At 70.4% G+C, this 20,707-nt stretch carries 20 protein-coding genes; 7 read left to right on the top strand and 13 right to left on the bottom strand.

Going from position 1 to position 20,707, the window contains the following annotated elements; translation table 11 throughout:
- Positions 1–170 precede the first annotated feature (170 nt).
- Positions 171–611, bottom strand: a complete 441-nt coding sequence (locus tag MFF54_RS01000; protein WP_238300590.1) for a hypothetical protein — start codon at positions 609–611, stop codon at positions 171–173.
- Between the two features lie 271 nt (positions 612–882).
- Between MFF54_RS01000 and MFF54_RS00995 the strand changes: the two genes are divergently transcribed.
- The gene (locus MFF54_RS00995; RefSeq protein WP_238300589.1) at positions 883–1,665 is read left to right on the top strand and encodes an AMP-binding protein; all 783 of its coding nucleotides are present in this window, start codon (positions 883–885) and stop codon (positions 1,663–1,665) included.
- 342 nt (positions 1,666–2,007) lie between these two features.
- On the opposite strand, the gene MFF54_RS00990 is transcribed toward MFF54_RS00995, so the two are convergent.
- Positions 2,008–2,901, bottom strand: a complete 894-nt coding sequence (locus MFF54_RS00990; RefSeq protein WP_238300588.1) for an FkbM family methyltransferase — start codon at positions 2,899–2,901, stop codon at positions 2,008–2,010.
- Positions 2,902–3,403: 502 nt separating this feature from the next.
- Between MFF54_RS00990 and MFF54_RS00985 the strand changes: the two genes are divergently transcribed.
- On the top strand, positions 3,404–4,186 hold the full coding sequence (locus tag MFF54_RS00985) for an enoyl-CoA hydratase (protein WP_238300587.1): 783 nt from the start codon (positions 3,404–3,406) through the stop codon (positions 4,184–4,186).
- Positions 4,187–4,195: 9 nt separating this feature from the next.
- Here MFF54_RS00985 and MFF54_RS00980 read toward each other — a convergent pair whose 3' ends face one another.
- Positions 4,196–5,587: a UDP-glucose dehydrogenase family protein gene (locus MFF54_RS00980; protein ID WP_238300586.1), complete on the bottom strand. Its 1,392-nt coding sequence runs from the start codon at positions 5,585–5,587 to the stop codon at positions 4,196–4,198.
- A 275-nt stretch (positions 5,588–5,862) separates the two neighbouring features.
- Between MFF54_RS00980 and MFF54_RS00975 the strand changes: the two genes are divergently transcribed.
- The gene (locus MFF54_RS00975) at positions 5,863–7,935 is read left to right on the top strand and encodes a putative bifunctional diguanylate cyclase/phosphodiesterase (protein WP_238300585.1); all 2,073 of its coding nucleotides are present in this window, start codon (positions 5,863–5,865) and stop codon (positions 7,933–7,935) included.
- Between the two features lie 205 nt (positions 7,936–8,140).
- Positions 8,141–8,653, top strand: a complete 513-nt coding sequence (locus MFF54_RS00970; RefSeq protein WP_238300584.1) for a hypothetical protein — start codon at positions 8,141–8,143, stop codon at positions 8,651–8,653.
- A gap of 905 nt (positions 8,654–9,558) precedes the next feature.
- Here MFF54_RS00970 and MFF54_RS00965 read toward each other — a convergent pair.
- The 4 genes from MFF54_RS00965 to rpsU form a co-directional block, all read right to left on the bottom strand.
- Positions 9,559–11,028, bottom strand: coding sequence for a PAS domain S-box protein (locus MFF54_RS00965; RefSeq protein WP_238300583.1), 1,470 nt, complete (start codon positions 11,026–11,028; stop codon positions 9,559–9,561).
- A 234-nt stretch (positions 11,029–11,262) separates the two neighbouring features.
- Positions 11,263–11,427, bottom strand: coding sequence for a hypothetical protein (locus MFF54_RS00960; protein WP_238300582.1), 165 nt, complete (start codon positions 11,425–11,427; stop codon positions 11,263–11,265).
- Positions 11,428–11,833: 406 nt separating this feature from the next.
- Positions 11,834–12,199 carry a hypothetical protein gene (locus MFF54_RS00955; protein ID WP_238300581.1) on the bottom strand — a complete coding sequence of 122 codons (366 nt, stop codon included), beginning with the start codon at positions 12,197–12,199 and terminating at the stop codon, positions 11,834–11,836.
- A gap of 355 nt (positions 12,200–12,554) precedes the next feature.
- A complete protein-coding gene (gene rpsU / locus MFF54_RS00950; RefSeq protein ID WP_238300580.1) occupies positions 12,555–12,869 on the bottom strand; it encodes a 30S ribosomal protein S21 in 315 nt (104 codons plus the stop codon).
- A 263-nt stretch (positions 12,870–13,132) separates the two neighbouring features.
- Here rpsU and MFF54_RS00945 point away from each other — a divergent pair, with 263 nt between their 5' ends.
- On the top strand, positions 13,133–13,414 hold the full coding sequence (locus tag MFF54_RS00945) for a beta-eliminating lyase-related protein (RefSeq protein WP_283206234.1): 282 nt from the start codon (positions 13,133–13,135) through the stop codon (positions 13,412–13,414).
- A 192-nt stretch (positions 13,415–13,606) separates the two neighbouring features.
- Here MFF54_RS00945 and MFF54_RS00935 read toward each other — a convergent pair whose 3' ends face one another.
- The 4 genes from MFF54_RS00935 to MFF54_RS00920 are packed head-to-tail and all read right to left on the bottom strand — an operon-like array spanning position 13,607 to position 16,992.
- Positions 13,607–14,212 (bottom strand): pyridoxamine 5'-phosphate oxidase family protein, encoded by a 606-nt coding sequence (locus MFF54_RS00935; protein ID WP_238300579.1) that lies wholly within the window; start codon positions 14,210–14,212, stop codon positions 13,607–13,609.
- A gap of 16 nt (positions 14,213–14,228) precedes the next feature.
- Positions 14,229–14,558, bottom strand: coding sequence for a lipid-A-disaccharide synthase N-terminal domain-containing protein (locus tag MFF54_RS00930; protein ID WP_238300578.1), 330 nt, complete (start codon positions 14,556–14,558; stop codon positions 14,229–14,231).
- A complete protein-coding gene (locus MFF54_RS00925; RefSeq protein ID WP_238300577.1) occupies positions 14,552–15,286 on the bottom strand; it encodes a glycosyltransferase family 2 protein in 735 nt (244 codons plus the stop codon). Before MFF54_RS00925 ends, MFF54_RS00930 begins: the two co-directional genes overlap by 7 nt.
- The gene (locus MFF54_RS00920) at positions 15,283–16,992 is read right to left on the bottom strand and encodes an ArnT family glycosyltransferase (RefSeq protein WP_238300576.1); all 1,710 of its coding nucleotides are present in this window, start codon (positions 16,990–16,992) and stop codon (positions 15,283–15,285) included. The genes MFF54_RS00925 and MFF54_RS00920 overlap by 4 nt, the downstream gene beginning before the upstream one ends.
- Before the next feature lie 613 nt (positions 16,993–17,605).
- Here MFF54_RS00920 and MFF54_RS00915 point away from each other — a divergent pair.
- Positions 17,606–17,803: a hypothetical protein gene (locus tag MFF54_RS00915; protein WP_238300575.1), complete on the top strand. Its 198-nt coding sequence runs from the start codon at positions 17,606–17,608 to the stop codon at positions 17,801–17,803.
- A gap of 7 nt (positions 17,804–17,810) precedes the next feature.
- Here the strand turns inward: MFF54_RS00915 and MFF54_RS00910 are convergent, their stop codons facing one another.
- Both MFF54_RS00910 and MFF54_RS00905 read right to left on the bottom strand, forming a co-directional pair.
- The gene (locus tag MFF54_RS00910; RefSeq protein ID WP_238300574.1) at positions 17,811–20,141 is read right to left on the bottom strand and encodes a TonB-dependent receptor family protein; all 2,331 of its coding nucleotides are present in this window, start codon (positions 20,139–20,141) and stop codon (positions 17,811–17,813) included.
- A 56-nt stretch (positions 20,142–20,197) separates the two neighbouring features.
- Positions 20,198–20,515: a hypothetical protein gene (locus MFF54_RS00905; protein ID WP_306423939.1), complete on the bottom strand. Its 318-nt coding sequence runs from the start codon at positions 20,513–20,515 to the stop codon at positions 20,198–20,200.
- 4 nt (positions 20,516–20,519) lie between these two features.
- Here MFF54_RS00905 and MFF54_RS00900 point away from each other — a divergent pair.
- On the top strand, positions 20,520–20,707 hold a 188-nt coding region (locus tag MFF54_RS00900; protein ID WP_238300592.1), incomplete at its 3' end, for a hypothetical protein.

Here is a 20,707-nt window from a genome sequence, read left to right as displayed (position 1 = left end):
CCAGCGCGGCAAGCGGCGTCGGAAACATCGCGGGTCTTCCTGGATGCGGTCCTGGATGCGGCGGAGGGGCCGCCCCCGGGATAGACGAGCCCGGCGGTGCGGCCAAGCGGTGAGGGCGGGCGGCGCAGGTCGATACTCCGAACGGCCCTCCGTTGCCCCCGAAATGCCCGCTACTGCGCCGGTTTCGGAGCCGGCGCTTCCGCGGGCGGCTGTGCCGATGGCGCAGGGCTCTGTGCGGGGGCCTCGGCCGGCAACAGCACGTTCTTGGCGACGCTGCCCTCGGGACCGTACTCGCCCGCCACCGCGATGCAGGCCTGCTCGCGGTTCAGCGCCATCTGGTTCGACATCAGCGCGAACATCGTCTGGACGCGGTTGCCGAAGGGGCCGCGCGGGGCGACGTCCTCGGCCCGGACGTTCTGCTTGGCGAGAATGGCCTCGAACGCCTCGCTTCCGATGCGATAGCCGCAGACGTTCGAGGCGGCGAAGATGTAGGCGCTGAATTCGAGCGCGCGCGGCGCGGGCGCGTTGCGGATCTGCGCCGAGGCCGGTGCGGCGGCGAGCAGGGCCGCGGCGAGCGCCGCCGCCGGGACGAGCGATGTGGGATTGCGCATTCTCGGATGTCCTCCTCTGATATTCTCGGCGTCACGGATTCTGCTGATCCGCTTGACGACGACCGGGATAGATCGGCAGGCCGCACGGGGCGAGATGTCCCGTGCGCGCACCGTTCCGTTATCCATCGGACTTCGGTGCGCCCGGCCCCTCCACCCGCTGCCCCGATCCGAAAAGAGCATTCGCGGCGATCCCGGAGGGAAATCTTAAGACCTGGGCCGCAGGTCTTGGCCCATCGTCCTTAGACGACGCACTTCATCGGGCTGGAACCGCATGCTGCACGCCGCTCACCGCCGCTCCGAAACCCCGAGGCCGGCCGTCGGGCCCGGGCCGCAGGGGTTCTCCGCGGTCCGGTCGCACGGCACCCTCCCGGATCTCGTGGCCGAGGCCGCCGCGATCCACGGTCCGGTCCCGGCCTTCGCGGGGGGAGAGGGCGGCGCGAGCTATGCCGATCTCGGCGCCGCCCTCGCCCGCTACGCCCGCTACGCCGAGGCGGAGGGGTTCGGGCGCGGCGACACCGTCGCGCTGCTGATGGGGGCGTGCGCCGACCGGCACGCCCTCTGGCTCGGCTTCGCGCGTGCCGGCGCCCGCGTCGCTCTGGTCGATCCCTGCCTCGCTGGGGCGCGCCTCGCCCGGGCCCTGGCGGAGGCCGGCGCGCGCCTGATCGTCGCCGAGGCGGATCGCGCCGAGGTGATCGGCGGCTTGGCCGGGCTGATCTCCGACATGCCGGCGGTGCGCTGGCACGGGCCGGGTGCCGACTTCGCGCGGATCGACTTGGAGGCCGCCGAGTACGAGGCCGGCCCGCTCGCCGGACCGGACCGGGCCCGCCCGGACGACCCCGCTCTCGTCGCCTGCCAGGGTAACCGGGGCGGAACGCCGACCCTCGCCACGGCGAGCCACCGCCAGATCCTGGCCTGGGCCCAGGGCGCGAGCCTCGGCCTGCGCCGGGCGGGTGAGGTCTGCCCGGCCGCGTTCCGGGATCTCGCCGAGGTCTGCGGTGCGCTCCTGCGGGGCGACACCGTGGTGCCGGGGACGGGTTCGCCCGCCCTGTGCTAGGTCGAGACCCGATCCGCCTGACGATGCCCGAGGGGCTGCCCGCGGTCGGAGGGTCTGTTGCAGGGCCGTCGGTTCGATCGCCGCCCGGTGGAGTGTCAGCGTGCTGGCTCGACGGGAAGGCGACGTCCGCGTTGCGTATGCCACGCCATTAAGACGCATCGGACGAGCCCTCATTCGCATTGGCTCGGAAATGGCAGAGGGCACCGGGTCATGTGTCGCGCAAGCTCACAAGCCCGGGGGCTTCAGAATCAGGGCGGCGGGCCAAAGCATCCGGCCACATCGACCCGGTCCGTGTAGCGGGTCGGCCCTGCGGGCTGGCTCTGGTCGCAGCTGTCGAGGCGATCAGATCCGGCGCTCGGGCGGGATCAGAAGAACATCCTGAGGACGCATGAAATCCGAGCGGTCTTTGATCTCCGCGAAATTCAAGCGCGTTCCGAGCGGTCGCAGGACACTCTGCCGACCCAGTTCGATGGCCAGGAACCGGTAGTCGGACGGCAAGAGGGCGCGCACGCGCTCGTAAAGATCCACCCCCTTGCGCTCGTAATAACTCGGCGCGACTTCCATCAAGATCGCCGGACGATTTCGAGCGATCGTCTCGCGTCCTCCGGCGATGACCTCGTCCTCATGGCCTTCGGTGTCGATCTTCATGACGCTGATCGGCCCGGATATCTCGCTCGCTGCATAATCATCGAGCCTGACGGTCGTGATCGCGGTTGTCTCGAACTGAGCGTCCTCGGCATTGATGACGATTGCGGCGTTGCCGGTGCGCGAGCCGTTCTGAAAATCCTCGCGCAGAGTGATCTCCACGGTTCCGGCCTGAGAGGAGAGGGCCGACGAGACGACCTGTACGGAGCCGCCGAGCTTGTTCAGATTGACATTTTCCTGAAGACGCTCGCGGTTGCTCGGGACGGGCTCGAAAGCATAAACGCGCCCGGAGCCGGCTTGGCCCTGAACAAAAATGCCCAGCGGGACCGTGAAGAACCCTATATTGGCTCCGATATCGAGCACAGACGTCCCGGGATCAACGAGGCCGCTCAGAAGTTCGATCGTCTGCTGGTCGTAGGATCGAAGATAGAACGCCCCGCGCTCGGTCGCTGACCGGCGATCGACGAGCATATGGTGCCCGGCACTCATGGTCACCCGTCGCACCGGATCCCTTCCCAAAGCCTGTTCCGTCGCATTCAATGCATCAGCCAGACGACGCGCTCCGCGGACGTTGGGAAGGTGCAGCGGCATAGAGAGCCTTCGAGAAATCTAGGGTCTCTATTTAAAGCCCGCTTAACAAATGTAAGTCAAGGCCCGAGTTAAGCTTGGCCTTTTGTCTCGCGCGATCGAACGGGTCGAGCTGATGAGGCGTGATTTCTAGCGGCAGCGGTCATGATAACCGGGCCGACGAAGTGCATTTGCTCGAAGAAATCTACGGACGCCATCGAGGTTGGGCTGTTTATCTTCTGCCGATCTTGAGGTGGGAGCCGCCGACGGCTTGTCCGAAGGCAATATTGTGGTCGGGCGATTGCTGTTGGAACCTTGGCGTCAGGACGTAGCCGGCTGCTTTGGCGCAACACCGAAGGGCTGCTTTCGACCCGCAACCCATGACGGCTCTCCGTCCCGATCAGCCTTCGCACGCTCGAGCCGATCGCGCTTGGACCCCAGAACGGAAGCTCTGCTAGACTGGACCATCCAGCGTGGCCCCCCGCGCCGGTCTCAGCGAGGTTCCCTGCCGATGTCAGCCGCCGCCATGTCCACCTGCGACGCCCTGGTGCTGCGCGAGGACGCGGACGGGATCGCCACGCTCACGCTCAACCGCGGCCCCGCGCGCAACGCTCTCTCGCTCGGGCTGATGGCGGCGCTCCACCGCGCGCTCGACGCGATCCGCGACGACCGCGCGGTGCGCGTCGTGGTGCTGCGCGGGGCCGGGCCCGCCTTCTGCGCCGGCCACGACCTCAAGGAGATGCGGGCCGCTTCCTCGACCGAGGCGGTCGAGGCGGTGTTCGCCGCCTGCTCGGCCCTGATGCTGGCGATCACCCGCCTGCCGCAGCCGGTGATCGCGGAGGTGCACGGCATCGCCACCGCGGCGGGCTGCCAGCTCGTGGCCACCTGCGACCTCGCCGTCTGCGCGGAGGAAGCCCGCTTTGCCACGCCCGGCGTGCAGATCGGCCTGTTCTGCTCGACTCCGATGGTCGCTCTGTCGCGGGCGGTCCCGCGCAAGGCCGCGATGGAGATGCTGCTCCTTGGCGAGCCGATCGACGCGGCCGAGGCGCTGCGCATCGGCCTCGTCAACCGGGTGGTTCCAGCACCAGACCTCGCACGGAGCGTGCACGCGATGGCGGCCCGCATCGCCGCGAAGGCGCCGCGCGTTCTCGCGATCGGCAAGGCGGCCTTCGCGCGGCAGGGCGGGCTCGGCCTCGAGGAGGCCTATGCCGACGCCTCCGCCGTGATGACCCGCAACATGCTGATGGTGGAGGCCACCGAGGGGATCGATGCCTTCCTCCAGAAGCGGCCGCCGCGCTGGGACGCCTGAGCGGGCTCCTCAGGCGGGTGCTGCCGCGAGCGCGCCGATGCGCGCGCCGCGGCGGCTGCCCCGGACCCGCGCCACCCGTGCCCGGACGGCCGGCGGGGCAGGGCGGCAGCCGACGCCCATATGGTGGAACCCGGCCTCCGCCGCCGCCGCCGGCGCGATCAGGTTGCGGTAATCGACAAGCACGTCGCCGGACATCCGCCGCCGCAGGCGCGGCAGGTCGAGGTCGCGGAAGGCGTCCCACTCGGTGATCAGCGCCAGCGCGTCCGCGCCCTCGGCGACCGCGTAGGCGTCGGGAACGTAGGTGATCTCCGGCATCAGGGCGCGGGCTTGGTCCATCCCCTCGGGATCGTAGGCCCTGACCTCGGCACCCTCGTCGAGCAGCGCCGTGATAATGCTGAGCGCAGGCGATTCGCGCATGTCGTCGGTGTTCGGCTTGAAGGTGAGGCCGAGCACCCCGACGGTGAGGCCGCGCACCGAGCCGCCGCAGGCCTGAATCAGCCGGCGCGCCATGCGGCGCTTGCGCTGCTCGTTGGCCGCCGCCACCGTCTCGACGATGCGCGTCGGCGCGCCGAGGTCCTGGGCCGACTTGATCAGCGCCTGGATGTCCTTCGGAAAGCAGGAGCCGCCGAAGCCCGGCCCGGCCTGCAGGAAGCGCGCGCCGATGCGCTGGTCGAGCCCGATGCCGTGGGCGACGTCGTGGATGCTGGCATCCGCCTGCTCGCAGAGGTCGGCCATCTCGTTGATGAAGCCGATCTTGAGCGCCAGGAAGGCGTTGGCAGCGTACTTCACCAGCTCCGCCGAGCGGCGCCCCGTGAACAGGATCCGCGTGCCCGCCTCCAGCGGCCGGTAGAGGGCGTGCATCACGGTCCGCGCCCGCTCGTCCTCCGTGCCGATGACAATGCGATCGGGCACCTTGAAGTCGGCGATGGCCGCGCCCTCGCGCAGGAATTCCGGGTTCGAGACCACCGCGAAGGACCCGTGCGGACGCAGGCTGCGCAGGATGTGCTCGACCCGGTCGCCGGTGCCCACCGGCACGGTCGACTTGGTCACGATCACCGCGTAGCCCGAGAGCGCCCCCGCGATCTCGCGGGCGCAGGCGTAGACATGGGCGAGGTCGGCGTGCCCGTCGCCGCGCCGGGCCGGGGTGCCGACCGCGATGAAGATCACCTCGGCCTCACGCACCGCCTCGGCGAGGTCGGTGCCGAAGGAGAGCCGCCCGGCCGCGACGGTGCGGGCCACCAGCGCGTCGAGATGCGGCTCGTAGATCGGCATCCGGCCGGCCCGGAGCGCGGCGATGCGGTTCGCGTCCCGGTCGACGCAGCGCACCGTGTGGCCGAGATCGGCGAAGCACGCCCCCGAGACGAGGCCGACATAGCCGACACCGATGATCGCCACCTGCATGGTGAACACTCCGTCCGCCGCGCGCAGCACCGGCCGCGCCGGGCGCGAGCATGTCGCGCCGCAGCACGGGGCGTAACGCCTTCGAATGGGTAGGTGGCCTTCCTCTCCGGGCTAATCCGAAGGGTCGCCGCAGACTGGCGTCGTTTGAGCCCGGCTATCGAGCGACGGGTGAACAATTCGGATGCGATATGCCCTAAATTAAGGCAGAAAACTTTCATTAGGACTCGAAGCATACTGTTGTTCCATAGATGTCATCTCTGCCGAAGTCGTCGCTGATGCCTGCCGCCGCCGTCGAGAGAGCTGCCCTGATCGCGTCCGATTGGCTGTGGGAGACCGACCCGCAGGGCACGCTGACCTACCTGTCGGCCGGGGCCGAGCGGCATGCCGGATGGCCGGCCGCGGATCTCATCGGGCAGCCCTACCCGATGCCGATCGGGGCGGAGGCTGACTGTCCGTGCCGCGCCGCGATGGAGGCGCGCCGGCCGTTCCGCGACCTGCCCTACGCCTATCCGCACCCGGACGGCGAACCGCGCTGGTTCGCGCTCAGCGGCCGGCCGCGGCACGATCGGTCGGGCCGGTTCCTGGGCTATCGCGGCGTCGGCAGCGACGTCAGCGACCGGCACCGCAACGGGTTCGAGCGCTCCGAGGCGCATGTCCGGCTGGTCGAGCAGAACCGCCGCTTCGACGCGGCCCTGGAGAACATGAGCCAGGGCCTGTGCATGTTCGACGCCAAGGCCCGGCTGATGGTCTGGAACCGGCGCTACATCGAGATCTTCGGCCTCGATCCCGAGGATCTGCGCATCGGCATGAGCCAGCGGGCGATCGTCGAGATCCTGGTCGGGCGCGGCTGCTACAAGCCGGGCGCGACCGTGGACTTCCTCTGCGAGGGCACCCGGACCTCGCTCGTCCACGAACGGGCCGGCGCAGTGCTGCGCGAGCTCGCGGACGGCCGGATCATCGCGGCGACGCACCGGCCCATGCCGGGCGGCGGCTGGGTCGCGACCTTCGAGGACGTGACCGAGCGCCGACGCAACGAGGAGCGCATCGTGCACATGGCCCGGCACGACGCGCTGACCGACCTGCCCAACCGCACCGCGCTGCGCGAGCTCGGCAGCGCCCTGATCGGGCGGGCGCGCGCCATCCCCGGGGCGCGCGTCGCCGTGCTCTGTCTCGATCTCGACCGCTTCAAGGTCGTGAACGACAGTTTCGGCCACGCCACCGGGGACAAGCTGCTGCAGGCGGTGACCGGGCGCCTGCGCGGGCATCTGCGCCGGGACGATATCGTCGCACGGCTGGGCGGCGACGAGTTCGCGGTGCTGCACCTCACCCAGGACCCGGATGGGGCGGCCGCGCTCGCCCAGCGCCTGATCGGGGTCGTCAGCCGGCCCTACCGCCTCGACGGACGGACTGTGGAGATCGGCATGAGCGCCGGCATCAGCCTGTCTGACGAGGCGGGGGCGGAGATCGACTGGCTCCTGCAGAGTGCCGACATGGCCCTCTACGAGGCCAAGGGGGCGGGGCGCGGGACGCATTGCGTCTTCGAGCCGCAGATGGACGAGCATGCCCGCGCGCGCCGCGCCCTGGAACATGAACTGCGCGACGCGCTGACGGGCGGCGCGCTCGAACTCCACTACCAGCCGCTCGTGGATCTCGGCACCCGGCGCATCAAGGGCCTCGAGGCGCTGGTGCGCTGGCGGCATCCCGAGCGGGGCCTGATCAGCCCGGGGATGTTCATCCCGATCGCGGAGGAGACCGGCCTCATCGTCCCGCTCGGCGAGTGGGTGCTGCGGCAGGCCTGCGAGGCCGCCGCGCGCTGGCCCGCCTGGGTGAGCATCGCGGTCAACGTCTCGGCTCTGCAACTGCGCTACCGCGGCTTCGCGGCCTCCGTCCTCGCGGCTCTCGCGGCGAGCGGCCTCGCGGCCGCGCGCCTCGAGCTGGAGATCACCGAGTCGGTGCTGCTGGAGGATACGGAGGTCAATCTCGAGACCCTGCACACCCTGCGCCGCCTGGGGGTGCGGATCTCGATGGACGATTTCGGCACGGGCTATTCCAGCATCAGCTACCTGCGCCGCTTCCCCTTCGATAAGATCAAGATCGACCGCTCCTTCGTGCGCGACCTCGGCGCGAGCGCGGAGTCGAGCGCCATCATCCGGGCCGTCGTGGGCCTGGGTGCCAGTCTCGGCATCACCACCCTGGTCGAGGGGGTCGAGACGGAGGCGCAGCTCGAAGCGGTGAGGGCGGAGGGGGCGCAGGAGATGCAGGGCTTCCTGTTCAGCCCGCCCCGCACGATGGCCGAGATCGATGTCCTGCTCGCGGCGCAGGAGGCGGGAGCCGGGCAGGCGGCCTGACCACGCTCTCTCCGGCCGCCCTGCGAGACGGGCGCGCCGCGCGCTGGCGAAGGCGCGCGGCAACCCTTGGCCTCCTTCCGAGCGGGCAGAGGACGGCGCGCCGCCCCGTGACGGCGAACGATCTCCCCGCGCCGGTCTTCGGCCTGGTCTCGCCCTCGTTGTTCGGGCAACGACGAGGCGAACTTAGAAGGACAGGTAACGCCGCGTGACGCTCTCCGCCGCCGAGCTGATCTTCGTAGCGGTGCTGGCCCGGAGCGCGGTATTGGAGCCGAGGAACTGGTTCACCAAGTCGGTCAATCCGGCAGATATCGCACTGTTCGACCTGTTTCCCGAAGAGCCGCTCGACGACGCGGACGGATTGGCCTGCGTCCTGCTGCTCAGAATAGACGTAAGCAGGCTGTTCAGGTTCTGTGCGGCCGTGGCCCCGCCTCTGCTCGCCGTCGAAGCCGTCGACGAGCTTGCAGAGCCGGATTGTGTTGCAGACGCTTGGGCACTGGGCGCGTTGCCGCCGGTCGCTGCCGGCGTGTTGCTCTGGCCTACCGGAGGTACTGACACCGCAAGGTTTGCGGAAGCCGCCACGGGAAGAGCCGCGGCAGTCACGGAAGCCGTCACCGTGACCGCAGCGGCCGCACCAGGGGAGGGCGGCGCAATGCCGACCGCGGTCGCCACCGTTGCGGAGCCGCGGGCCGCATTCACATCGGACGATCCCGCAGCCTGAGCAGCTGCCTTCTCGGCCGAGCCGTTCCTGCCGCCCGCCTTCGCCGCCGCTCCGCCGGCCGTGACGCCCACGCCGAGGTCCGCGCCCGCAGCAGCCCCTTTCGCGGCCGCACCCACGGATTGCGACCCCGCTTCGAGGGTGACCTCGGCTTGCTCAGCCTTGCTGGCCGGCGAGGCACGAAGCTCCGCCTTCTCGGCGGCCTTGAGCGTTGCCGCAACGGCGACGCTCGATGCGTTCTTCGACGGGCCAGAGGGCGTGGCAGCAACTGCCGAGGCCGCGGGCCCTGCCTTCTTCGCCTTCTTCTGTGCGGCTTGCGAAGCCTTGTCCGCTGAAGCACCCGGCAGGTCGACTGAAGCATCGGACGCAGCCGGGCCGTTGTCCGTGCTGAGCGCACGCAGGTTCGCGCGTGCTTTCGCGGCGGCGGCCGCTGTCTGCTTGAGAGTGTCTGCTGCTTGGATGGACGTAACGTCCTTGTAATCTGCGAACAGAGACTTGAGCTGCGAGGTTGAGTACTGCGAAATTTGCATCGTCTGCCCCTTCTGATGAAGCAGAGATGAGGCTCGCCGCTATCACGGGCCCCTAATGGATTGCCTTGAATTTTATCAAATGCGCAATCGAGGTGCGCAAAATCGACTTGCGCCGGGCGCAGCCTGTGCGTGTGGTGTAGGGATCTTACAACTTGTTTCTCTTGGGGCCGGGATCGGGGAGGGATCTGTTAACCCTCGTCGGCAGGCCTCAGCCGAGACCCCGAGCGGTCTCAGCCGACGCCGGCATCGAGGAGGCCGGCAAGCGTCGCTGGACGGCCCGAATGGGCTCGCGGGCCGTCGGCTCCCGGTCGGTGAGCGGATGCCCGCTCCCCACGCTGGACACCCCTTCACACGGTCAAGCGGATCGAGGCCGGGCCTTCAGTCCTGCACGATGGCCGGTAGGGGCGCCTCGGCCACGAAGAGGAGGCCGCGCGGTCGGTAGGCGATCTCGGCGGTGCCGCTGATCTCCTTGGCCAGCGCCCACTCGATCATCCGGCTGCCGAAACCCTTCCGCACCGGTTCCGACACATCCGGTCCGCCGACCTCCTCCCACTGGAACCAGAGATGGGGCGGCTGCGAGCCGCGCACGATGTCCCAGCTTACAATCACGCGTCCCCGGTCCGCCGAGAGCGCGCCGTACTTGACCGAGTTGGTCGAGAGCTCGTGCAGGGCGAGCGAGAAGGCCAGGGCGACCCGCGGCGCGAGCTGAATCTTCGGACCGCCGGTCTTGAAGCGGCTCGCCTGCTCGACGCCGAAGGGCTTGAGCGCCGCGGTCACCACCTCGCTGAGCGTCGCCCAGTCGCCGCCCTCGCGGGTCAGCACGTCGTTGGCGGCGGCCAGGGACTGGATACGCGCCTCAAGCACCGTGCCGGCCTCGGCCACCGTGGGAGCGCTGCGCAGCGTCTGGCGGGCGATCGACTGCACGGTGGCCAGTGTGTTCTTGACCCGGTGGCTCAGCTCGCGCGCCAGCAGGTCGCGGTGCTCCTCCGCGCGCTTGCGGTCGGTGAAGTCGAGGATCACGCCCGCCATATAGAGCGGCGTCCCGTCCACCTGATAGGTCGGCTGGCCGCGCACCAGCAGCCAACGCGTCTCGCCCTGCTCCGTGACGATGCGGTACTCGATGTCGTAGTCCGACCGCTCAGCGACGCAGCGCTCCATCTCGGCCTGCATCCGGGCGCGGTCGTCCGGATGCACGATCGCCACGAGGCGGTCGTAGCCGAAGGGCTCGCCGGGATTGGCGCCGAAGATCCGGCGGCACTCGTCCGAAGCCATGAGGCGGCGAGCGGCGAGATCGAGGGTCCAGGAGCCGAGCCGGCCCGCCTGCAGAGTGAAGCGCAGGCGCTCCTCGCTCCGGCTGAGATCGAGCACACGCTGGCTGACCTCCGCCTCCAGCGCGTCGCGATCGCGTTGCAGGCGCACCAGCCGTTCGCGCTCAAGGGTCACGTCGAACTGCGAGGCGAAGAAGTAGGTCAGCTCGCCATCCTCGTCGAAGACCGGCGAGACGAGGAGCCGGTTCCAGAAGACCGAGCCGTCCTTGCGGTGGTTCAGGAGCTCGATCTCGATCGGCACCCGGCGCTCCACCGCCTCACGGATGCGCTCGACGCTCGCGGGGTCCGTCTCCGAACCCTGGAGAAAGCGGCAGTTCTGGCCCAGGATCTCGGCGCGGACGTAGCCCGTCAGCTTCTCGAAGGCGCGGTTGACGAAGATGATCGGGTTGTCGGGCTGGCGCGGATCGGTGATCAGCATCGGCATGCGCGTCGTACGGACGGCTGCCGCGAACGGGTCCGGTCCGTTGCCGAACCGGGCGAGTTCCCGGTTGATCCGCGCCTCGTTCCGGCTGTCGCTCAAGGGGGGAAACCTTCTCGGGTGGGGCCGCAACAGGGGCTCTGACAGGCCGGCTCGACGCCGCTTCGCTGCCGGGGCGGCGGTGACCCGAATCCTTCCGTAGGACGGGAGCAGTCATAGGGGAGACCGGAGCGACATCCAACTCACCGGGGGCGGAGGCGTTCCGTCGCGGGTGCCGGGTCGCTGGGGCCGTATGGCCGACATGCTCCCGGGGTGCCGAATGCTGGAAAAAGCCGCTCAGCGGAAGAGCGGGAGACCGGTGCCGAGGAGGGCGAGGCCCGTCAGCAGCAGCGTGCCGGCCGCCATCTCCAGGCGTTCGGCGGAGAGGGGGCGCCGCATGGCGGCCTGGGCGATGCCGGTGCCCAGAGCAAGCGCCGCGGTGATCAGGGCGAGATAGGCCATGGCCGATCTCAGGCCCTGCCGCCGGATCGCGGCGCGGAGGCGCGTTTCGGGCGAGGGGATTGCCGAAGAGGGTGCCCGAGGGGCTGGCCAAGAAGCGGCTCGCAAGACTGCATGGAGGGGACCGCCTGTACCGGGGCGCCCCCGGCGGAGGGGGTCGCGAGATCGGTCGAACCTAAGCCGCCCACCGGACCGGGTACCTCCTCCATACAGGGGAGGCGGCCTGGCCTTCCCCGACAAATCGGGTCTATCCCCTCGGGGCATTCCGACCGGAGAGCCCTGAACCGGCAAGTTCGGCCGCGCCGGCGGGAGCGATGCACGGTCGGCCGAGCCGAAACGCGAAGCGGCCGGCCCCACGAGGCCGGCCGCTCCCTGATCTTACGGATGCCGGCCCGCTGCGGGCCGGGACTTACCAGCCGTAGCCGTAGGCGGGGCCACCCCAGGAATAGCCGGAATAGCCGTAGCCAACCGGGGCGTAGCCGTAATCGTAGCTGCGCACGACGCGGCGCGAGTAGGTCGGCGCATAGCCCACATCACTGTAGCCGCCGTAGCCGTAGGCCGGATAGCCGCCGCCGTACCCGTAATCGTAACCGTAGGCCGGCGCGCCGTAGCCGTAGGCGTTCGACGCCGCGGCGCCGACCAGGGCGCCGGCGGCCAGACCGCCGATGACGCCCGCGGCGACCGCGCCGCCGCGTCCGCGCGCCTCGGCGCCGGTGCTGGCGAGGGTACCGAGACCGATCAGGGCTGCGGCCGAGATGGCAGCAAGCTTACGCATCCTCATCTCCTGTATGCGTTGGATTGAGCCTCCAACACCCGGCGGTCCGGAATGGTTGCACTGCACATCGCGAGAGATCGCGGCGCGATCGCGCACGGATGCGTGAGGAGATGGTGGCGAGAGCTCGGCTATAGACCCTGAGAATTGGCGCCGACCATTCGCGGCGGCGCGATGACTTGGTTCCACCGTGCGGCGCCCGGTCGCCGGTCCTCCGGGTGGGCGGTGCACGCGGACAGCGCGCCGATGTGCCACCTCTGCGAACCAGTGCAGCGCGCACAGCAAAAAGGCCCGCGCCGCAGGAGCGGCCGGGCCTGATTGCACGTTCGCGAGGGCGCGCCCGGTCGGGCGCGCGGCCTTACGAGGCGACCGCCGGAGCGGCGGCCTGCTGCGGCTGCGCCGGGCTCGCCGAGAAGCCGCCGGGGCGACCGCCGCGGGCGGGGAAGCGGGGCTTCGGCTTCGGGGCGGCGATCAGGCCCTCGCGGATCGCGGTCTTGCGAGCCTGCTTGCGGGCGCGGCGGACGGCCTCTGCCTTCTCGCGCGCCTTGCGCACGGAGGGCTTCTCGTAGGCCTTGCGCTGCTTCATCTCGCGGAAGATGCCCTCGCGCTGCATCTTCTTCTTGAGGACGCGAAGCGCCTGATCAACGTTGTTGTCGCGAACGAGTACCTGCAACGGACTGGATCCTCTGGAACTTGCAATCTGATCGGGTTGGTTCGGGCCTCGCCCGAGCCGTGCGACGGAAACCGCCAAGCGCCCCTAGCCCGGGTGTTGCCCGGGTGGGGCGCGGTCTCGATCATCACGATTCGGGGCGTAGTCCGCACCTTGCGGGTGCATCTACACCAAGTCCGAACGACTTCCAACCTGTTCCGCTACAAGAGAACCCCGGATCGAGACCGCCAGATCGGGAACCCCGAAACCGTGACATAGACGGGAGCATGATCAGCCACGCGCAGCAATCCGCCAGCGTCAACTACTCGGGCATCTGTCCGGAGGCCTGGGCGGCCATGGCGGCGGCCAAGGCGGGCCACGCTCCCGCCTACAGCGAGGACGCCTGGACGGCGCGCGCCGCGGACGCGTTCCGGACGCTGTTCGAAACGCCCTTCGAGGTGTTCCTCGCCTTCAACGGCACCGCCGCCAACGCGCCCGCGGATGAGAACGTCCAGGCAACGCGCAGGTCCTTCACGTTCCCCGCGTCGATCCGGTCGAGCGGCGCGTAGCGGGGATTCGCGTGATCGAGCGTTTGGAGCGTGGTGACGGGCGGCGCATCGGCTGCCTGTGCAACTCCGAAGACGAACAGGGCCTGCACCAGCGGGCAGGAGGCGAGACAGATCAACGATCGCATACTGCCGCTTTTGCCCTCACGCCCGAATACCCCTCTGCGCCGCAGGGCGTATTGCGGGCGATAGGCCTCACGGCACGAGCCAGCGGCCCGTCCAGGGCGCGGCGCCCGCCCGATCCCAGCGCGCGCGGCGATGGCCGCGGCGGTCGAGATAGAGAAAGTCGAGGCTCGCCACCCGAACCACCACGGCGGCGAAATGCGGGCGGCCGAGCCTCAGGGCCTCGTCCGCGTCCGGCAACGCGTAGGCGCCGCCCTCCGGGATCGCGATGCCGGGCCCGGGCACGGTGCCGTAGCAGACCCGACTCATCGGCTGGGCGGCGGCCCAGGCGGCCTCGGCGAGGGCGTCGCCCGTGTGCAGGGATCCCTGCCCCTCGGCGCGGATCTGCACGCTCGTCTCGCCGTCGTAGGCCATCAGCGCGCAGGCGCCGTTCTGGGCGATCTCGTCCGCCTTTGCGGAGCGGCGGTCGCAGTGAAAGCGCAGCGTGCCCGCGCCTCGATCGACGGCGCGCAGGACCACGGTCCGCACGCGCGGGGCACCGGCCGGGTCGAGGGTCGCGAGGGCGGGCAGATGGAAGCCGCTGCGCCCGCGCTCCACGCCGTCCGCCAGAAGCCGCCAGGCTTCCGCGAAGCAGGCGTCGAGGTCGTCGTGGAAGGCGGGCAGCGGCGCACGGTTCATGAGGACCGACGGGAGATCATGGCGCGGTCCGTCTCCGCCGCTCGCGGAAGATCAGCGCGAGGTTGCGCAGGTAGATCACCGTCGAGAGCCCCTGGCCGATGATGATCACAGGTTCCCGCCGGACGAAGCCGTATACCAGCGTCATCAGCCCGCCCAGGATCGACAGGAACCAGAACGAGAGCGGCATCACGCTGCGCCCGGCCCGCTCGCTCGCGATCCATTGCAGGATGAAGCGCGAGCCGAAGACGAGCTGGGCGCCGATGCCGAAGACCAGCCAGAAATCGAAGCGGGTGACGAAGACGTCGTAGAAGTACGCCGGCAGGTCCTCGGCGAGCTGGATCAGCACGGTCCCACCTCCGCCACCTCCGGCGTCGGGCGCTTGCGCCGGATCAGCCACCAGACCCCGGCGAGATCCAGAATCCCGACCCAGAGCCGGTCGAACAGCCCGTAATTCGAGCGCCCGGAGAAGCGCGGCCGGTCCACCACGTCGCGGTGGACGACCGCGAAGCCCTCGCGCGCGACGAGAGCCGGCATGAAGCGGTGCAGGGCGTCGAAATAGGGCAGCCGCAGGTAGACCGCGCGGCGGAACACCTTGAGGCCGCAGCCGGTGTCGCGGGTCGAATCCTTCAGGATGCGCCCGCGCACGCCGTTCGCGATGCGCGATTGCAGCATCTTGAAGGCCCCATCCTTGCGGCCCTGGCGCTGGCCCTGAGCGAGACCGGCGCGGGGGCCCGCCTCCTCCAGCGCGGCGACGAGGGCCGGGATGAAGGCCGGATCGTTCTGGCCGTCCCCGTCGAGGGTTGCCACGATGTCGGCGCGCGCCGCCGCGACGCCGCTGCGCACCGCCGCCGACTGTCCGCCGCTGCGGGCATGGCGCAGCACGCGCAGCCACGGCCGGTCGCGGCGGGCCGCTTCGAGCGCCGCCGGGGTGGCGTCGGTCGAGCCGTCGTCGACGTAGATCACCTCGAACGCCCCGAGCGGTGCGCAGGCGCGCTCCAGCTCGGCCATGAGGCTCTCGATGTTGCCGGCCTCGTTCTTCACCGGGACGACGACGCTGAGACGATACGCGCTCACGGGACCACCGCGTAGGCCGTGAGGCCGACCCGGCGGCCCCCGTTGATGTTGAACCCTGAGACCGTGCCGACCTGCCGGGCGGCGGGCCTTCCGGCCTCGGCGGCCGCGAACCCGGCCGCCTGCCGCGCCTCGACGAAGACGAGGCGGCAGCCGCCTGCGTGCAGGAAGTCGGAGGCCTCTCGCCCGGTCGGCGGTGTCGCAAGGTCGGTGCCGATGAGGAAGACGAGGCTCGGTTCGCGGTACCCGAGGCTCGCCACGCGCGGGTTCGCGCAGGGCAGCGCGTCGCGGATGGCGGCGAGCCGCGGCGAGACCTTCAGGGCCGGGATCTCGCGCTGGCCGAGGCCGAACAGGGCGGGCGAGACAAGGAGGCTCGCCAAGATACCGAGGACGAGGGCTCGCTCGGGCCGGGCGGCCCGGAAGGCGAACCAGGCGGCGAGCGCGAGGCCGACGGCGCCCGCGAGCGCGGGCAGCGCCGCCCAGGGGATCTGCCGGTCGAGCTTCCAGCCGGCAATCGCCAACCCGACCGCGAGGCCGAGCGGGATCGTCACCACCAGGAAGGCGAGAGGGGTGGCGCCGGTGCGCGCCGGATCGAGCGCGCCGCGCCGCAGGGCAAGGACCGTGAGGATCGCCACCATCGGCATCAGCGGCAGCACGTAGTGCGGCAGCTTGGTGGGCACGCTCTCGAAGATCAGCCAGGCGGGCAGGATCGCGGAGATCAGGAGCGCCACGGCATCCTCGCCGCGCGCGCGCCACGTGAAGGGGATCGCCAGGGCCGCGAAGGCCGCACCGGGCCAGAAGGTGCCGAAGAAGGCCAGGGCGTAGGCGCCGGGCGGGCCCCAGTGCTTCTCCTTCGCGGTGCCGACCTTGCCGAGCATGTCCTGGCCGACTGCCTCCGCGAAGAAGGCGCCGCCGCTCTTCCAGGCGATGGCCAGAAACCAGGGCGCGACCGCGAGCGCCACAAGGGCGAGGCCGAGCCCGGGGCGCAGCCGGCGCAGCCAGTAGGCGTCGCGGATGAGGATCGAGAGGATCAGCGCCGGCAGGCCGACGAAGAGCGGTACCATCGGCCCCTTCACCAGGATGCCCAGCGCCAGGCCGCCCCAGAAGGCGAGGAGCGCCCCGCGCGGCAGCGGCACGAAGCTGCCGCGCGAGAGCCACGCGCGGGCGAGCGCCCCGAAGCTCGCAACCGTGCAGGCGGTCAGCAGCGCGTCGGTCTTGGCGAGCCGCGCCTCGGCCGAGAGCATCAGGCAGGCCCCGAACAGGGCTGCGGCGAGGAGCGCGTCCGGCCGGTTGAGGAAGGCCAGGGCCGCCCAGTAGGCGAGGAGCACGGCCGCGCAGGCGCCGATGAGCGAGGGAAGGCGATAGAGCGCGATCTCGGTCCTGGCCTGCGGTACCCCGAGCGCCTCGCCCGCCGCCACGCTCGCGGCCTGCAGCCAGTAGATGCCGACCGGCTTCTTGTGGCGCGCTTCCAACTGGAAGCGGATATCCACGAGATCCCCGCTCTCCAGCATCTGTTTGGAGGCCTGGGCGAAGCGCGGCTCGTCCCGGTCCATCGGCTGCAGGCCGATCTGGCCGGGCAGGAACAGGATCAGCGCGAGGACGAGCAGGGCGAGGCAGGCCCGCGCATGCGTCAGCGCGGCGAGCCCCGGCAGCCGGTCGATCAGGTCGGGTTCCGCGGCCCCCGCGCGGCCTGCGGACAGGCTGGTCATGCGTGGTCCGTCATCGAGGTGCGCTGTCCCATCCGGAGCGGCTGTCTGCGGCCCCGGACCGGCGCGGTGTCGCGGCGGGCCGTGTCGGTGATCGGCCCCGGATTGTCAAATACCCAACCGCCCGTCCCATCCCCTCGCTCACCCTCTCGGCACCCAGCCATTCTGCCGCACGGCACCGTTCGCGTGCTCGGCCGATTGATCCGATGTCACGCGCTCTCATGCGTGCCGGAGCATCGTCGGAAGGGGTGCGCCCGTGTCTCTGTCTCTCGTCATCATGCTCGCCGGGGCTCTCGGCGCCATCCTCGTGACGCTGGCGGCCCTGCCGGCCGCCGACCGCTTCCTGCGGTGGTGAGGATTCACCGCCACAATCGGCGGTTTGAACCGGCGCGGGCCTTACCGAGTTGATCGTGCGCAATGCAATCGGGAGGCTTGCGCGATGGAAGTGGCTGTCATGGTGGCCGGCGTGCTGGGGGCCGTCGGAACGATGCTCTGCATGATGCCAGGCCTCGATTCCTTCTTCGAGTGGTAGCGAGCCGCGTGCGCGATCGCACGCGAGGGCGATGCATCCTCTGAATTCGGTCAGCGTTGTCCCCGCGCGTCGTCCGAGATGGAGGTGGCCGTGCTGATCTTCGCCCTTCTGTTTGCCGCCCTCGGCGTCGTCGGTGCGCTCGTCGGACTGGGCGAGCTGGGTCATCCGATCGGCGCCCACGGCGTGCAGAGCTACGGCTGGGGGCTCACCGTGAACGCGATCGCGCTGGCAGTGTACTTCCTGTTCGTGTGGACCCGTCGCTTCCACGACCGCCGCACCTGACGCGGCCTCAGAACGCGAGCCGCAGGCCGCCGACCACGTTGCGCGGCGCGCCCGCAAAGATGGTCCCGGTGGTCGTCGCGAGTGCGGCCGCGCCGTTCTGGAGCCCCGTCGTCGCGCTGATGGAGTTCGCGAGCGGCTGGGCCGAGCCGACGTAGCGCGTATCGAAGACGTTGCGCACCTCGAGGTAGAGGTTGAGCCGCTTGGCGTAGCTGCCCACGAGGTCGGTGGCGTAGTGCAGGTTCGCGTTGACGATCGCGTAGCCCGGCGCCCGCAGCTGGTTGGCGTTGTCGAGGAAGAAATCGTCCTGCACCACGGTCTCGACGAAGGCGCCGAGGCCGGCGAGCGGGCCGGCAGGCACGTCGTAGCCGATGCGGGCGAGGAGCTGGTTCGCCGGGACGCCCGGGATGCGGTTGCCGGCCCGGTCGAAGCGCCGGGTCAGGCCGCCGGCGCTGAGCTGCTCGACGTAGTCGGTGTAGTACTGGTCGTTGAACCCGTAGGCGAGCGTCGCCTGCCAGCCCGGCGCGAAGGCCCAGTCGGCCCCGAGCTCGATGCCGCGATGCTCGGAAGCGGGCGCGTTGAACGTGTAGCTGAGCAGCCCCGCGCCCGGCGATTGCGAGACGAGCTCGTTGCGGAAGAACTCGTAGAAGCCAGTCAGGCTGAACCGCAGGGTCTCGGTGGGGGTCCAGTCGAGGCCGAGGTCGAGGCCGAGATTCTCCTGGGTCCGGAGCTGCGTGTTGTTGCCGGGCAGGCCCGCCGCGGTGACGAAGAGGTTGCTGGCGGCGGGCGTGGTGTAGCCCGTGGCGACCCGCCCCCGAAACGCCCAGGCGTCGTCCGGGCGGTAGACGAGCGCGAGTTCCGGCGCGACGTTGAGGAAGCTGCGGTCGGCATCCGCGACCGTGCTGCGCGTGCCCGCCGCCGAGTAGCTGTAGGCGATGTTGCGGCCGGTGATCCAGGTGTTCTCCGCCGAGATCCCGAGCACGCCGGTCCAGCGGTCCGAGAGCGCGAGCTCGACCCGGGCGCGTCCGCCGAGATTCGACTGCACCGCCTCCTGATCGCCGATCAGCGCCCCGAGGCGCGGGCCGCCATAGGGCGCGCGGTTGTAGGTGGTGATGCGGTTGTCGATCGTGCTGAAGGCGAGCGCCGCGTAGCCGAGCGCGGGCAGCCCGAACAGCTCGCTCCGCCGGGTGACATCGCTGAGGAGGTTCCAGGACGGGTACGAGCCGCGCGACGAGGTCAGGTAGAAGGGTTGGTTGAAGTTGCGCTCGTCGAAGCCGAGTTGCGTGCGCCACGTCGTGTCGGCGTCGATATCGTGCTCCCAGCGGGCCGCGACGATCGTGCGCCGGTCCTTGCGCTCGAAGGCGCCTTCCGCCGCCGTGACCGGCACGGTCGGCCCGAAGGCGCCGTTGGCGAAGAGGTTGAAGGTGGTGCAGCCCGGCGCCGCGGTCGCCGCCGCCGCGCAGCCGCGCTGATAGGGGTTGATCCGGAACTGGTCGAGCGAGGAGCGCGCCGCGAGATCGGCGTGCAGCTCGTTGTTGATCACCTTGAGGGTGAAGCGATTGTCCGGCGTCGGCGTATAGCTCGCCAGGAGGTTGACCGTCTGGGTGTCGTAGCTCGCGTGGTCCTGATAGCCGTTGCTCCGCACGTCGCTGGCGAACAGGCTGATCTCGACCGGGCCGCTCGCGCCGCCCACCGTGACGTCGTTCGACAGGTAGCCGAACGAGCCCGCATCGGTGCCGATCTCGTAGCCGTCGATCTCACGGCCGGTGCGCGTGCGGAACGCGATGGCCCCGCCCGTGGCGTAGTTGCCGAACAGGGCCGATTGCGGCCCGCGGAATACGTCGATGCGGCTGTAGGCGCGCGGGTCCGTGAGGTCGAACCGGGCAGCGCCGTCCGGCTGGGTCAGCACGAAGCCGTCCTCCAGCACGACGGTGTTCTTCACGACCCCGGTCGAGCGGGCGTTGTTGCCGCGGATCGAGATGATCACGTCGCGCCCGCCATTGCCCTGGCGCACGGTGACGCCGGGGCTGTTGATCAGGACGGAGCCGATGCCGGTGGCCGGACGGTTCGCGATCGTGTTCCGGCGGTCGATCGTGGTGACGATCTGGCCGACCGGGTTCTCGATGACCGCGGGGGCGGAACCCTGGGGCGCCGCCACGCCGAAACGGGCGGGCGCCGGCGCGGCCGGCCCGACCTCGCCGACGACGGAGAGTTCCTCGAGGGTCACATTGCCACCCTGGGCATGGACTTCGAGAACAAGACCGGGCGAGAGCGCGAGCAGCCAGGGGAGCGCGCGCGACAGAGCCGCCGCGCGTCGGCGACGGGAGATAGAGAGAGACATCGTGGGGGACTCGTCCGAACGGAGGGCGGTGCCGCGCGGGCGCGGCGGGCTCTGGCTCAGGACGAGGCGGGCGGGCCCCGCGGCTCGGGGGGGATCTCGGGCGGCGCGCGCGGCAGCGCGGCACGCGCGGGCGGGCGCACGGCGGCCTCCAGCACGCGGCGCGGCCGGATCGGCACGGCGGCGACGGGCGGGGGAACCGCGAGCTGCGGGATCTGGGCGGGCAGGCAGCAGGCATGCGCGCGGCAGGGCGCCTTGTCGGCGGGCGCACCCTCTGGGTGGTCTGCGCAGAGCACCGAGACACCGTCGAGGCCGGCGGGGACCGGTGCGAGGGCGCCCAGGAAGGCCTGGAGCAGCAGCGCGTATAGCGCGGCCACAGCGATGACCGCGCGGCGTGTCGCCGAACCGGTCAAGCGCCTGCACATGTCCGCCTATAGGCACGGACGGAAAACGGCCGTCAACCGAAGCTTTGCGGTATCGGGCGCGTCTCTAGCGGTCGATAGCGGCCTGCCCCCGCCGGGCCGCCTCGCGCAGGACGCGGGCGAGTTCTTCGGCGGAGTAGGGTTTTC

Origin of the sequence: Methylobacterium gregans, from assembly GCF_022179245.1 — a bacterium.
In the GTDB taxonomy this organism is placed as follows: Bacteria; Pseudomonadota; Alphaproteobacteria; order Rhizobiales; family Beijerinckiaceae; genus Methylobacterium; species Methylobacterium gregans.
This window is presented reverse-complemented; position numbering and strand designations above follow the sequence as displayed.

Excerpts from the sequence above, each read along its gene's own strand:
- MFF54_RS00985 (WP_238300587.1), top strand. The coding sequence starts at position 3,404 with ATGTCCACCTGCGACGCCCTGGTGCTGCGCGAGGACGCGGACGGGATC.
- MFF54_RS00935 (WP_238300579.1), bottom strand. The coding sequence starts at position 14,212 with ATGAACCGTGCGCCGCTGCCCGCCTTCCACGACGACCTCGACGCCTGC.
- MFF54_RS00955 (WP_238300581.1), bottom strand. The coding sequence starts at position 12,199 with ATGCGTAAGCTTGCTGCCATCTCGGCCGCAGCCCTGATCGGTCTCGGT.
- MFF54_RS00995 (WP_238300589.1), top strand. The coding sequence starts at position 883 with ATGCTGCACGCCGCTCACCGCCGCTCCGAAACCCCGAGGCCGGCCGTC.
- MFF54_RS00910 (WP_238300574.1), bottom strand. The coding sequence starts at position 20,141 with ATGTCTCTCTCTATCTCCCGTCGCCGACGCGCGGCGGCTCTGTCGCGC.
- MFF54_RS00960 (WP_238300582.1), bottom strand. The coding sequence starts at position 11,427 with ATGGCCTATCTCGCCCTGATCACCGCGGCGCTTGCTCTGGGCACCGGC.
- MFF54_RS00980 (WP_238300586.1), bottom strand. The coding sequence starts at position 5,587 with ATGCAGGTGGCGATCATCGGTGTCGGCTATGTCGGCCTCGTCTCGGGG.
- MFF54_RS00920 (WP_238300576.1), bottom strand. The coding sequence starts at position 16,992 with ATGACCAGCCTGTCCGCAGGCCGCGCGGGGGCCGCGGAACCCGACCTG.
- MFF54_RS00975 (WP_238300585.1), top strand. The coding sequence starts at position 5,863 with ATGCCTGCCGCCGCCGTCGAGAGAGCTGCCCTGATCGCGTCCGATTGG.
- MFF54_RS01000 (WP_238300590.1), bottom strand. The coding sequence starts at position 611 with ATGCGCAATCCCACATCGCTCGTCCCGGCGGCGGCGCTCGCCGCGGCC.
- MFF54_RS00990 (WP_238300588.1), bottom strand. The coding sequence starts at position 2,901 with ATGCCGCTGCACCTTCCCAACGTCCGCGGAGCGCGTCGTCTGGCTGAT.
- MFF54_RS00945 (WP_283206234.1), top strand. The coding sequence starts at position 13,133 with ATGATCAGCCACGCGCAGCAATCCGCCAGCGTCAACTACTCGGGCATC.